The organism is Mangrovicoccus ximenensis, assembly GCF_003056725.1.
Taxonomy (GTDB): Bacteria; Pseudomonadota; Alphaproteobacteria; order Rhodobacterales; family Rhodobacteraceae; genus Mangrovicoccus; species Mangrovicoccus ximenensis.
In genome coordinates this window covers 139,110-152,855 of record NZ_QBKZ01000015.1, presented here as the reverse complement: position 1 = coordinate 152,855, position 13,746 = coordinate 139,110, and the positions used below count along the sequence as shown (strand labels likewise).

Genomic DNA, 13,746 nt, shown 5'->3' with positions numbered 1-13,746 from the left:
AAAGCGGGCGGATTTTTTCGGTTTTCCGGAAGAATCCGCTTGCACTCCCCCGCCGCCTGCACCAGATAAGGCCACCACAGGCGGGGCTCATGCACCGCCGGTGCGCAGGTCACAGGCCTGCCGGATAGGGGTATAGCTCAGCTGGTAGAGCGACGGTCTCCAAAACCGTAGGTCGCGGGTTCGAACCCTGCTGCCCCTGCCATCATCCTCCACACAGACGCGCAGACACTTCCTTAAGGCTTCTAGCCTAGGCCTCTTCCGCATTGCCGGAGACCGCCATGCCGGAAACGCGACCGCGCCGCGTCCATATCCATCTGGGACTGCACAAGACCGCCAGCACGCATCTGCAGGCCGCGATCACCCGCGCCGAACCGGAACTGCGCGCCGCGGGCACCGCCTGGCTTGCCCCCGCCCCGATCCGCAAGGGCAAGACCGGGATTCTCGAGGCCATCGACGGCACCGCGGCCCCGGGCCGGGCAAGGCGCTGGCTCGGACGGCTGGCACAGGATTGCCCGCTCCTGGTGATCTCCGAGGAAAACATTCCCGGCACCATGGAGGACAATTTCCTCGGCCCCAGCCCCGGCCCCTACCGCAGCGGCGCCGCCCGGCTCGGCGCGCTGCTCGGGGCGCTCGACCTCAAGGACGTGCAACTCTTCCTCTGCCTGCGCCACCCGGCCGATTACTACGCCTCCTGCTACCGGTTCCACGTGATGCGGAACCCGTTCCTGCCCTGGAAAGCCTATTCCCGGCAGGTCCGGCTGGCCGATCTGCGCTGGCAGCCGCTGGTTGCCGCCCTCGTCGCCCTGCCCCGCGTCGCCGGAATCACGCTCTGGCGCTACGAGGACTATCCCGCCTGCGGCGCGCAGCTCCTCGCCGCCCTCCTCGGAACCGGCCATCCGCCGGTCGACCTGTCGGGGCGCCTCAACGAAAGTCCGGACGGCATGCAGATCCGCGACCTCTACCGCGCCGAAGGACTGCGTCCGGACTTCCGCGGCCCGGGCTTCCGCCCCTTCGGCCCGCTCGCCCGGCTGCGCGCCGATGCCCGCCACGCCCGCGAGTTGGCGGTCCTCGCGCGGCATCCGGGCGTCACCCTGCTGGACGGTCCGAGCCGCGGGACTTGAACAATCTGTCCACAGGCAGTATCAGCCCGTGGATTCAGAGAGGTTCCGGACATGGCGACAACCAACCCCGTTCAGTTCATCCAGCAGGTGCGCGGCGAGATTTCGAAGATCGCCTGGCCCACCCGCCGCGAGGTTGTGATCACCAGCCTCATGGTGCTGGTGCTGACCGCCATCTTCGCGGCCTTCTTCTCGGTGATCGACATGATCATCCGCTTCGGACTGCAATCCGTCCTCACCGCCTTCGGCAGCTGACGGAGGCCCCGCGGGGCCGGAAAACGGCTCTTGCCATTTTGCATGGCGGGGGCTAGCACGCACACTCACTCAAAACGTGGCGTGCCGCGATTCGCGGCGTGCTCTGCTGTTCCACAACGGGACGAGCCGCCGCGGGCGGGACAAGGATAAGGCAAGATGGCGAAACGGTGGTACTCGGTCAGCGTCCTCTCGAATTTCGAGAAGAAGATCGCGGAACAGATCCGCCACGAAGTCGCCGAGAAGGGACTTGAGGACCAGATCGAAGAGGTTCTCGTCCCGGAAGAGGAAGTGATCGAGATCCGCCGCGGCAAGAAGGTCTCGGTCCCGCGCCGCTTCATGCCGGGCTATGTGCTCGTGCGGATGGAAATGACCGATCAGGGCTATCACCTGATCAACTCGATCAACCGGGTCACCGGGTTCCTCGGCCCGCAGGGCAAGCCGATGCCGATGCGCGATGCCGAAGTGAACCAGATCCTGAACCGGGTCGAGGAAGGGGTCGAGCAGCCCCGCACGCTCATCCATTTCGAGGTGGGCGAGAAGGTCAAGGTCGCCGACGGCCCGTTCGAGGATTTCGAAGGCCTCGTGGGCGAGGTGGACGAGGAGAACCAGCGCCTGAAGGTGACGGTCTCCATCTTCGGCCGCGAAACGCCGGTCGAGCTGGAATACACGCAGGTCACGAAACTGATCTGACGTGCAAGGCGTGGGAGGTGCCCCGGACGCGTCCGGGACCCTGACCACGGCAACGAGTGGCTGCCGGCGCGCCGGACAGCCGTTGGAGGCGGAGCGATCCGCCGCTTGTCAGAAGGAGAGGCCTCATGGCCAAGAAACTGATCGGCACCCTGAAGCTTCAGGTGAAAGCCGGCCAAGCGAACCCGTCCCCGCCCGTCGGCCCGGCCCTGGGTCAGCGCGGCATCAACATCATGGAATTCTGCAAGGCGTTCAACGCCAAGACGCAGGACATGGAGCCGGGTGCGCCCTGCCCGACCGTGATCAGCTACTATCAGGACAAGTCCTTCACGATGGACATCAAGACGCCGCCCGCGTCTTACTACCTGAAGAAAGCTGCAGGCCTGAAGCCGGTTGGCAAGCGCAACCGTCCGAAGGGTGCCGAGAAGCCCGGCCGCGAAACCATCGCGACCGTCACCGTTGCACAGGTGCGCGAGATCGCCGAGGCCAAGATGAAGGACCTCAGCGCGAACGACATCGACGGCGCAATGAAGATCATCCTTGGTTCCGCGCGGACCATGGGCATCGAGGTGAAAGGCTAAGTCATGGCAAAGCTCGGTAAGCGTACCAAAGCCGCCCGCGAAGCCTTCGTCGGCAAGGAAAACCTCTCGGTCGAGGAAGCTGTCGCCCTGGTCAAGGGTTCGGCCTCCGCGAAATTCGACGAGACCCTCGAGATCGCGATGAACCTCGGCGTCGACCCGCGCCACGCAGACCAGATGGTCCGCGGCGTGGTCACCCTGCCGAACGGCACCGGCAAGACCGTGCGCGTCGCTGTCTTCGCACGCGGCGCCAAGGCTGACGAAGCTGCGGCTGCAGGCGCGGACATCGTCGGCGCAGAGGACCTGATGGAAACCATCCAGTCCGGCACCATCGAGTTCGACCGCTGCATCGCGACCCCGGACATGATGCCGATCGTCGGCCGCCTGGGCAAGATCCTCGGCCCGCGCAACCTGATGCCGAACCCCAAGGTCGGCACCGTGACCATGGATGTCGCGCAGGCCGTGGCGAACGCCAAGGGCGGCGAAGTCCAGTTCAAGGTCGAAAAAGCCGGCGTCATCCACGCAGGCATCGGCAAGTGCTCCTTCGACGACGCCAAGCTGGCTGAAAACGTCCGCGCCTTCGTCGAGGCCGTGTCGCGCGCCAAGCCGGCCGGCGCGAAAGGTGCCTACCTGAAGAAGATCTCGCTCAGCTCCACCATGGGCCCGGGCGTGTCGGTTGCCGTCGAAGACGCGGCAACGGCAGCAGCCGCCGTCTGATCCGGCACTGCATCTGATCACGGAGGGCAGCACCGGCCGGTGCTGCCCTTCTGCGTTTCCCGAAAGGTCCCGCAGCAGCGGAATTCCGGACAATCTGCGTCAATTCGCAACTGCCCCCTTCCCTCCGGCGCCAAAGACCGCTAATGGACAGCCTCCTGCGGGAATCGGCATTTGTCGATTCTCACAGTCTGTCCGAGACGGAGGGTGCGTCGAGGGAAGCCGCCAGGGGCTGACCGAAGGCGCTTAATGTCCTTCCCGAGATGGGGATCGAGACGTTTCTCTGGGACCAGGAATTTCCTGTTCTCTGGCGATCTGGCCTCGGGACCATCAGCGGACCCGAACGTCGGGCCCTGTGCCCGGCAGACATGAGCCGAGGGGGCGACTCCTCAAACTTGGAGCAAAACTGTGGATAGAGCCCAGAAAGAGAAAGTGGTCGAGGAACTCGGCCAGATCTTCGCAAGCTCTGGCGTCGTGGTGGTTGCACACTACGCGGGTCTCACGGTTGCCGAGATGCAGGATCTCCGGTCGCGCATGCGCGAAGCCGGCGGGTCCGTGCGTGTTGCCAAGAACAGGCTCGCCAAGATCGCCCTGCAGGGCCACCCGGCGGAAGCCATGGGTGACCTCCTGACGGGCATGACCGTGCTGTCCTATTCCGAGGATCCTGTGGCTGCCGCCAAGGCCGCCGAGGATTACGCCAAGGGGAACGACAAGTTCCAGATCCTTGGCGGTGCAATGGGCGACACGGTGCTGGACCGGAACGGTGTGAAGACCGTGTCCCAGATGCCGTCGCGCGAGGAGCTCATCGCTTCCATCGTCGGCTGCATCGGTGCACCTGCTTCGAACATCGCCGGTGCCATTGGCGCGCCCGCAAGCAACATCGCAAGCATCCTTTCGACAATCGAGGAGCGCGGCGAGGCCGCGTGACGTGGGAACCGCGTGGAGTACGAACACTTCGCGTTGGAACACATCTAGATATACGGAACCAGAGAAATGGCTGATCTGAAAGCACTCGCCGAGCAAATCGTCAACCTGACCCTGCTCGAAGCACAAGAACTGAAAACCATCCTGAAGGATGAGTACGGCATCGAGCCCGCAGCTGGCGGCGCCGTGATGGTTGCAGGCCCGGCAGGCGACGCCGGCGCAGCAGCTGCCGAAGAGCAGACCGAATTCGACGTGATCCTGAAAGAAGCAGGCGCCGAGAAAATCAAGGTCATCAAAGAAGTCCGCGGCATCACCGGCCTGGGCCTGAAAGAAGCGAAAGAGCTGGTCGAAGCCGGCGGCAAGCCCGTCAAAGAAGGCGTCGACAAAGCCGAAGCAGAAGACATCAAGGCGAAGCTGGAAGCAGTCGGCGCCGTGATCGAGCTCAAGTAATCTCGTACGCGGATGTCGCGTACCTGATTGCACTATTCGGTGGCTGGATCCGGATTTTTCCGGGTCCAGCTATCCGCGTCTTGGAGAGGGGCACACCTGCCCTGCCCCTCTCCAGGGTGCGGACCGGTCGAGCGGCTCCCTTTGGGACGGGAGCCAGGAATGGACCGATCCCCCTGATTTCATCGGCGTGCGGCCGGCCACCCCACCGGCCTGCGCGTTGGCGAAACACGAAAGGTGACGACGCGCATGGCTCAGTCCTTCCTCGGCCAGAAACGACTCCGCAAATATTACGGTCGCATCCGTGAAGTTCTGGAGATGCCGAACCTCATCGAGGTTCAGAAAAGCTCCTACGAATTGTTCCTCAAGTCGGGCGATGCCCCGCAGCCGCTGGACGGCGAAGGCATCATGGGCGTGTTCCAGTCCGTTTTCCCCATCAAGGATTTCAACGAGACCGCTGTCCTCGAATTCGTGAAATACGAGCTCGAGAAGCCGAAATACGACGTCGAAGAGTGCATGCAGCGCGACATGACCTACAGCGCGCCGCTGAAGGTCACCCTGCGCCTGATCGTGTTCGATGTCGACGAAGACACCGGCGCCAAGTCCGTGAAGGACATCAAGGAGCAGGACGTGTTCATGGGCGACATGCCGCTCATGACGCCGAACGGCACCTTCATCGTCAACGGCACCGAGCGCGTGATCGTGTCCCAGATGCACCGCTCGCCGGGCGTGTTCTTCGACCATGACAAGGGCAAGACCCACGCATCGGGCAAGCTGCTCTTCGCCTGCCGCATCATTCCCTACCGCGGCTCCTGGCTCGATTTCGAGTTTGACGCCAAGGACATCGTGTTCGCCCGCATCGACCGCCGCCGCAAGCTGCCGGTCACGACGCTGCTCTATGCCCTGGGCCTTGACCAGGAAGGCATCTGCGACGCCTATTACGATACGGTCAACTTCCGGATCGACGGCTCGCGCGGCTGGGTGACCAAGTTCTTCCCCGAGCGCGTGCGCGGCACCCGCCCGACCTACGACCTCGTGGATGCCGCCACCGGCGAGATCATCTGCGAAGCAGGCCAGAAGATGACCCCGCGCAAGGTCAAGCAGCTGATCGACGAAGCCACCGTCACCGAGCTGCTGGTGCCCTTCGACCACATCATCGGCCGCTATGTCGCCAAGGACATCATCAACGAAGAGAACGGCGCGATCTATGTCGAGGCCGGCGACGAGCTGACCTGGGAACTCGACAAGGACGGCGAGATCTCCGGCGGCACGCTGAAGACCCTGCTCGATGCCGGCGTCTTCGAGATCCCGGTTCTGGACATCGACAACATCAATGTCGGTCCCTACATCCGCAACACCATGGCGGCGGACAAGAACATGGGCCGCGACACCGCGCTCATGGACATCTACCGCGTCATGCGCCCGGGCGAACCGCCGACCGTCGAGGCCGCGTCGACCCTGTTCGACAGCCTGTTCTTCGACAGCGAACGCTATGACCTCTCGGCCGTCGGCCGCGTGAAGATGAACATGCGCCTCGCGCTCGACGCTGCGGACACGCAGCGCACCCTGCGCAAGGAAGACATCATCTCCTGCATCAAGGCGCTGGTCGACCTGCGCGACGGCAAGGGCGACGTCGACGACATCGACCACCTCGGCAACCGCCGCGTCCGCTCGGTCGGCGAGCTGATGGAGAACCAGTACCGCGTGGGTCTCCTGCGGATGGAGCGCGCCATCAAGGAGCGCATGTCCTCCGTCGAGATCGACACGGTCATGCCGCAGGACCTGATCAACGCGAAGCCCGCGGCAGCCGCCGTGCGCGAGTTCTTCGGCTCCTCGCAGCTCTCGCAGTTCATGGACCAGACCAACCCGCTGTCGGAAGTCACCCACAAACGCCGTCTCTCGGCGCTTGGCCCGGGCGGCCTGACGCGCGAGCGCGCCGGCTTCGAGGTCCGCGACGTCCACACGACCCACTATGGCCGGATGTGCCCGATCGAAACGCCGGAAGGCCCGAACATCGGTCTGATCAACTCGCTGGCGACCTTCGCCCGCGTGAACAAGTACGGCTTCATCGAGACCCCGTACCGGGTGGTGAAGGGCGCGCAGGTGACCGACGAGGTCCACTACATGTCCGCCACCGAGGAACAGCGCCACGTGATCGCCCAGGCGAACGCGTCGCTGGATGACGAGGGCCGCCTGACCAACGAGATGGTCAACACCCGCCAGTCGGGCGACTACACGCTGAACCCGCGCGAGAGCGTCGACCTGATCGACGTGTCGCCGAAACAGCTGGTCTCGGTCGCGGCCTCGCTGATTCCGTTCCTGGAAAACGACGACGCCAACCGCGCACTGATGGGCTCGAACATGCAGCGCCAGGCGGTTCCGCTCCTGCAGGCCACCGCGCCTCTGGTCGGCACCGGCATCGAGCAGGTCGTCGCCCGCGACTCCGGCGCGGCGATCATGGCCAAGCGCGGCGGGATCATCGACCAGGTCGACGCGACCCGGATCGTGATCCGCGCCACCGAGGATCTCGAGCTCGGCGATGCCGGCGTCGACATCTACCGGATGCGCAAGTTCCAGCGTTCGAACCAGAACACCTGCATCAACCAGCGTCCGCAGGTGAAGGTGGGCGATCTGGTCGTGAAGGGCGAGGTCATCGCGGACGGCCCGTCCACCGACATGGGGGAACTGGCGCTCGGCAAGAACGTCATCGTCGCCTTCATGCCGTGGAACGGCTACAACTACGAGGACTCCATCCTCATCTCCGAGCGCATCGTGCGTGACGACGTCTTCACCTCGATCCACATCGAGGAATTCGAAGTCGCCGCCCGCGACACGAAGCTGGGCCCGGAAGAGATCACCCGCGACATCCCGAACGTCGGCGAGGAAGCCCTGCGCAACCTCGACGAGGCAGGCATCGTCTATATCGGCGCCGAAGTCGGTCCGGGCGACATCCTCGTGGGCAAGATCACGCCGAAGGGCGAAAGCCCGATGACGCCGGAAGAGAAGCTCCTCCGCGCCATCTTCGGCGAGAAGGCGTCCGACGTGCGCGACACCTCGCTGCGCCTGCCCCCGGGCGATTACGGCACCATCGTCGAGGTCCGGGTGTTCAACCGCCACGGCGTCGACAAGGACGAGCGCGCGATCCAGATCGAGCGCGAGGAAGTGGAGCGCCTGTCGCGCGACCGCGATGACGAGCTCGTCATCCTGGAGCGCAACATCTACGCCCGCCTCAAGGACATGATCCTCGGCAAGACCGCGGTGAAGGGTCCGAAGGGCATCCGTCCGGGCACCGAGATCACCGAAGAGGTCCTCTCCGGCCTGAGCCGCGGCCAGTGGTGGCAGCTCGCGCTGGAAGACGAAGCCGAAGCGCAGATGATCGAGGCGCTGAACGCCCAGTACGAAGCCCAGAAGCGCGCGCTCGACGCACGGTTCGAGGACAAGGTCGAGAAGGTCCGCCGCGGCGACGACCTGCCTCCGGGCGTGATGAAGATGGTCAAGGTCTTCGTCGCGGTGAAGCGCAAGCTGCAGCCGGGCGACAAGATGGCAGGCCGCCACGGCAACAAGGGCGTGATCTCGCGCGTGGTGCCGATGGAGGACATGCCGTTCCTCGAGGACGGCACTCCGGTCGACTTCGTGCTGAACCCGCTGGGCGTGCCGTCGCGGATGAACGTCGGGCAGATCCTGGAAACCCACATGGGCTGGGCATCGCGCGGCCTCGGCATCCAGATCGACGAGGCGCTGCAGTCCTACAAGCATAACGGCGACCTGACCCCGGTCCGCGACGCGATGAAGATCGCCTATGGCGACGACGTCTGGGAAGAAGGCATCGCCGGGATGGACGAGGGCCAGCTTCTCGAAGCCGCCGGAAACTCACGGGCGGTGTCCCGATCGCGACTCCGGTCTTCGACGGCGCGAAAGAGCACGACATCAACGATGCGCTGACCCGCGCGGGCTTCTCCACCTCCGGCCAGAGCCGCCTGTTCGACGGCCGCACCGGCGAGGAGTTCTCCCGCAAGGTCACCGTGGGCGTGAAGTACCTGCTCAAGCTGCACCACCTCGTGGACGACAAGATCCACGCGCGTTCGACCGGCCCGTACTCGCTGGTCACCCAGCAGCCGCTGGGCGGCAAGGCGCAGTTCGGCGGCCAGCGCTTCGGGGAGATGGAGGTCTGGGCCCTGGAAGCCTACGGCGCCGCCTACACCCTGCAGGAAATGCTGACGGTGAAGTCGGACGACGTGGCAGGCCGGACCAAGGTCTACGAAAGCATCGTCAAGGGCGAGGACAACTTCGAGGCCGGCGTGCCGGAATCGTTCAACGTTCTCGTCAAGGAGGTCCGGGGTCTGGGCCTCAACATGGAACTCCTGGACGCGGAGGGATCGGAGTAACCGGGTTTCCCCCCGGGCGGGCCTCCGGGCCCGCCGCTCCATTTTCCGCGCAATTTCAAGGATAGCCCAATGAACCAGGAACTCGTGAACAACCCGTTCAATCCCCTGACCCCGCCGAAGCAGTTCGACGAGATCAAGGTCTCCCTCGCCTCCCCCGAACGGATCCTGTCGTGGTCCTATGGCGAGATCAAGAAGCCCGAGACGATCAACTACCGCACGTTCAAGCCGGAACGTGACGGCCTGTTCTGCGCGCGCATCTTCGGTCCGATCAAGGACTACGAATGCCTCTGCGGCAAGTACAAGCGCATGAAGTACCGCGGCGTCGTCTGCGAAAAGTGCGGCGTCGAAGTCACCCTGCAGAAAGTGCGCCGCGAGCGCATGGGCCATATCGAGCTGGCCTCGCCGGTCGCGCATATCTGGTTCCTGAAGTCCCTCCCCTCCCGGATCGGCCTCATGCTCGACATGACGCTGCGCGATCTGGAGCGGATCCTCTATTTCGAACAGTACGTGGTCATCGAGCCGGGTCTGACCGACCTGACCCAGGGCCAGATGCTGTCCGAAGAAGAGTACATGGACGCGCAGGACGCCTATGGCGTTGACGCCTTCACCGCCAATATCGGCGCCGAAGCGATCCGCGAAATGCTGTCGATGATCGACCTCGAAGCCGAGGCCGAGCAGCTGCGCGCCGATCTCGCCGAGGCCACCGGCGAGCTGAAGCCGAAGAAGATCATCAAGCGCCTGAAGATCGTCGAGTCCTTCATCGAATCCGGCAACCGCCCGGAATGGATGATCATGACCGTGATCCCGGTCATCCCGCCGGAACTGCGCCCGCTGGTGCCGCTGGATGGCGGCCGCTTCGCGACCTCGGACCTGAACGACCTGTACCGCCGCGTCATCAACCGGAACAACCGCCTCAAGCGGCTGATCGAACTGCGCGCGCCGGACATCATCATCCGCAACGAAAAGCGGATGCTGCAGGAATCCGTCGACGCGCTGTTCGACAACGGCCGCCGCGGCCGCGTCATCACCGGCGCCAACAAACGTCCGCTGAAGTCGCTGTCGGACATGCTCAAGGGCAAGCAGGGCCGCTTCCGCCAGAACCTTCTGGGCAAGCGGGTCGACTTCTCCGGCCGTTCGGTCATCGTGACCGGTCCCGAGTTGAAGCTGCAGCAATGCGGCCTGCCGAAGAAGATGGCGCTCGAGCTGTTCAAGCCGTTCATCTACTCGCGCCTCGAGGCCAAGGGCCTGTCGAGCACCGTGAAGCAGGCGAAGAAGCTGGTCGAAAAAGAGCGTCCGGAAGTCTGGGACATCCTCGACGAGGTGATCCGCGAGCACCCGGTGATGCTGAACCGCGCACCGACGCTGCACCGCCTCGGCATCCAGGCCTTTGAGCCGGTCCTGATCGAGGGCAAGGCGATCCAGCTGCACCCGCTGGTCTGCTCCGCGTTCAACGCCGACTTCGACGGCGACCAGATGGCCGTGCACGTTCCGCTGAGCCTCGAGGCCCAGCTGGAAGCGCGCGTCCTGATGATGTCGACGAACAACGTCCTGTCGCCCGCCAACGGCGCGCCGATCATCGTTCCGTCGCAGGACATGATCCTGGGTCTCTACTACGTGACCCTCGAGCGGAAGGGCATGGTCGGCGAAGGCATGGTCTTCGCGAACATGGAAGAGGTCGAGCACGCGCTTGCCTCCGGTGCCGTCCACCTGCACGCCTCCGTCACTGCGCGGGTCAAGCAGATCGACGACAACGGCCTTGAAATCGTCAAGCGCTACCAGACCACGCCCGGCCGCCTGAAGGTCGGCGCGCTCTTGCCGCTGAACGCCAAGGCGCCGTTCGAGCTGGTCAACCGCCTGCTCAAGAAGGGCGAAGTCCAGCAGGTCATCGACACCGTCTACCGCTATTGCGGCCAGAAGGAGTCAGTCATCTTCTGCGACCAGATCATGACGCTCGGCTTCCGCGAGGCCTTCAAGGCCGGCATCTCCTTCGGCAAGGACGACATGGTGATCCCCGACAACAAGTGGGAGATCGTCAACGGCGTGCGCGACCAGGTCAAGGAGTTCGAGCAGCAGTACATGGACGGCCTGATCACCCAGGGCGAAAAGTACAACAAGGTGGTGGACGCCTGGTCGAAGTGCAACGACAAGGTGACGGACGCCATGATGGCGACCATCAAGAAGCTGCCGATCAACGAGGACGGCTCCGAGGGCGAACCGAACTCGGTCTACATGATGTCGGACTCGAAGGCGCGGGGCTCCGTGACCCAGATGAAGCAGCTGGGCGGGATGCGCGGCCTGATGAACAAGCCGAACGGCGAGATCATCGAGACGCCGATCATCTCGAACTTCAAGGAAGGCCTCACCGTTCTCGAGTACTTCAACTCGACCCACGGCGCCCGGAAGGGCCTGTCGGATACGGCACTGAAGACTGCGAACTCGGGCTACCTGACCCGCCGTCTCGTCGACGTCGCGCAGGACTGCATCGTCCGCCAGGACGATTGCGGCGGCTCGCGCTCGATCACCGCGCAAGCGGCGGTCAATGACGGCGAAATCGTCTCCTCGCTCGGCGAGCGCATCCTGGGCCGCACCGCGGCAGAAGACGTGTTCCGCCCGGGCACCGAGGAGCTGCTGGTCGCGGAGAACGAGCTGATCGACGAGCGCAAGGCCGACCTGATCGAGGCCGCGCGCATCCAGACCATGCAGATCCGCTCGCCGCTGACCTGCGATACCGAAGACGGCGTCTGCGCCAAGTGCTACGGCCGTGACCTGGCCCGCGGCACCCCGGTGAATATCGGCGAAGCCGTCGGCATCATCGCGGCCCAGTCGATCGGCGAACCCGGCACCCAGCTGACGATGCGGACCTTCCACATCGGCGGCGTGGCGCAGGGCGGCGGCCAGCAGTCCTTCCAGGAATCCAGCCAGGCCGGCCGTGTCGAGCTGCGCAACCCGAACCTGATGACCGCCGCCAATGGCGACATCCTGGTGATGGGCCGCAACCTCGTGCTGGCGATCGTCGGCGAGACCGGCGAGGATCTGGTGACCCACAAGGTCGGCTACGGCTCCAAGCTCTGGGTCAAGGACGGCCAGGAGATCCAGCGCGGCGAACGCCTGTTCGAATGGGACCCCTTCACCCTTCCGATGATCGCGGAAGCGGCGGGCAAGCTGAAATTCGTCGATCTGACCGCGGGCATCTCGGTGCGCGAGGATGTCGACGATGCCACCGGCATGTCGCAGAAGATCGTGATGGACTGGCGGACCGCGCCCAAGGGCAACGAGCTCAAGCCGGAGATCATCATCGTCGGCGAAGACGGGCAGCCCATGCGCAACGACCAGGGCCGGCCGATCACCTATCCGATGTCGGTGGACGCGATCCTGTCCCTCGAGGACGGCGCCGAAGTGCAGCCGGGAGACATCGTCGCGCGGATCCCGCGCGAAGGCGGCGGCACCAAGGACATCACCGGCGGTCTGCCGCGGGTTGCGGAACTGTTCGAAGCCCGTCGTCCGAAGGACCACGCAATCATCGCGGAACTCGATGGCTACGTGAAATTCGGCCGCGACTACAAGAACAAGCGCCGCATCACCATCGAGCCGGCCGACGATACCATGGACGCGGTCGAGTACATGGTGCCGAAGGGCAAGCACATCCCGGTGGCCGAGGGCGACTTCGTGCAGAAGGGCGACTACATCCTCGACGGCAACCCTGCTCCGCATGACATCCTGCGGATCATGGGCATCGAGGCGCTTGCCGACTACATGATCGACGAGGTCCAGGCGGTCTACCGGCTGCAGGGCGTGAAGATCAACGACAAGCACATCGAGGTGATCGTCCGCCAGATGCTGCAGAAGTGGGAGATCCTCGACTCCGGCGACACGACGCTCCTCAAGGGCGAACATGTCGACAAGGTCGAGTTCGACGAAGCCAATGCCAAGGCGGAGTCGAAAGGCGGCCGTCCGGCATCGGGCGAGCCGATCCTGCTCGGCATCACCAAGGCGTCGCTGCAGACGCGCTCCTTCATCTCGGCGGCCTCCTTCCAGGAGACCACCCGCGTGCTCACCGAGGCTTCGGTCCAGGGCAAGCGCGACAAGCTCGTCGGCCTGAAGGAAAACGTCATCGTCGGCCGCCTGATCCCCGCAGGCACCGGCGGCGCGACCCAGCGGATCCGCCGGATCGCATCCGACCGCGACGCCAAGGTCATCGAGGCGCGCCAGGAAGAGGCGGAAGCAGCGCTGGCACTGGCAGCTCCGGAATCCGACGACATGTCGGGCGGCTTCGGCCAGGTCCTCGGCGACGACATCTTCGGCGGCGGCGATGACAGCGGTCTCGTCGACCTGCCCGAGCGCAACGAAGACTGACGCGCTCCGAGAACCACAGCCCCCCGCTTCGGCGGGGGGTTTTCTTTTGGGCCATGCGGATTTTCCGGCCGCCCACTTCCCCCTCCGGGCACCGGCAGCAGCAGCCGGGTCCGCTTGCCCCAAGGGTTCCGGCCCGGGACTTCCCTTGGTTCCGGCGTGAGGGAGCCGGACCCGCAGACAGCCGCTCCGCCCCTTCCCCGTATTCAGGTAACCGGCCGTTGCGCGGCTTTCCGGCCAGGGCTTCGGCCAGCACCGCGCGCGTTCCATGCAACGCCCTTGCAGCCG

The 13,746-nt window shown here is 64.8% G+C and carries 8 protein-coding genes, 1 tRNA gene and 1 pseudogene; all 10 read left to right on the top strand.

Translation table 11 applies throughout. The features are described from left to right. The first annotated feature begins 126 nt into the window (after positions 1–126). Positions 127–202 (top strand) — tRNA-Trp (locus tag C7T91_RS16680). A 76-nt stretch (positions 203–278) separates the two neighbouring features. Further along, the gene (locus C7T91_RS16675; protein WP_108260228.1) at positions 279–1,121 is read left to right on the top strand and encodes a hypothetical protein; all 843 of its coding nucleotides are present in this window, start codon (positions 279–281) and stop codon (positions 1,119–1,121) included. A gap of 51 nt (positions 1,122–1,172) precedes the next feature. Beyond that, positions 1,173–1,373 (top strand): preprotein translocase subunit SecE, encoded by a 201-nt coding sequence (gene secE / locus C7T91_RS16670; RefSeq protein WP_108260227.1) that lies wholly within the window; start codon positions 1,173–1,175, stop codon positions 1,371–1,373. A gap of 156 nt (positions 1,374–1,529) precedes the next feature. Beyond that, positions 1,530–2,063 (top strand): transcription termination/antitermination protein NusG, encoded by a 534-nt coding sequence (nusG, locus tag C7T91_RS16665; RefSeq protein ID WP_108260226.1) that lies wholly within the window; start codon positions 1,530–1,532, stop codon positions 2,061–2,063. 125 nt (positions 2,064–2,188) lie between these two features. Next, complete coding sequence (rplK, locus tag C7T91_RS16660; protein WP_108260225.1) at positions 2,189–2,641, top strand: 50S ribosomal protein L11; 453 nt, start codon at positions 2,189–2,191, stop codon at positions 2,639–2,641. A gap of 3 nt (positions 2,642–2,644) precedes the next feature. Then, positions 2,645–3,355 carry a 50S ribosomal protein L1 gene (gene rplA, locus C7T91_RS16655; RefSeq protein ID WP_108260224.1) on the top strand — a complete coding sequence of 237 codons (711 nt, stop codon included), beginning with the start codon at positions 2,645–2,647 and terminating at the stop codon, positions 3,353–3,355. A 405-nt stretch (positions 3,356–3,760) separates the two neighbouring features. Further along, positions 3,761–4,279 carry a 50S ribosomal protein L10 gene (gene rplJ / locus C7T91_RS16650; protein ID WP_108260223.1) on the top strand — a complete coding sequence of 173 codons (519 nt, stop codon included), beginning with the start codon at positions 3,761–3,763 and terminating at the stop codon, positions 4,277–4,279. Between the two features lie 66 nt (positions 4,280–4,345). Then, positions 4,346–4,726 carry a 50S ribosomal protein L7/L12 gene (gene rplL, locus C7T91_RS16645; RefSeq protein ID WP_108260222.1) on the top strand — a complete coding sequence of 127 codons (381 nt, stop codon included), beginning with the start codon at positions 4,346–4,348 and terminating at the stop codon, positions 4,724–4,726. Between the two features lie 246 nt (positions 4,727–4,972). Beyond that, positions 4,973–9,108: pseudogene (rpoB, locus tag C7T91_RS16640) on the top strand (DNA-directed RNA polymerase subunit beta). Positions 9,109–9,177: 69 nt separating this feature from the next. After that, positions 9,178–13,461, top strand: a complete 4,284-nt coding sequence (rpoC, locus tag C7T91_RS16635; protein WP_108260221.1) for a DNA-directed RNA polymerase subunit beta' — start codon at positions 9,178–9,180, stop codon at positions 13,459–13,461. Positions 13,462–13,746 lie beyond the last annotated feature (285 nt).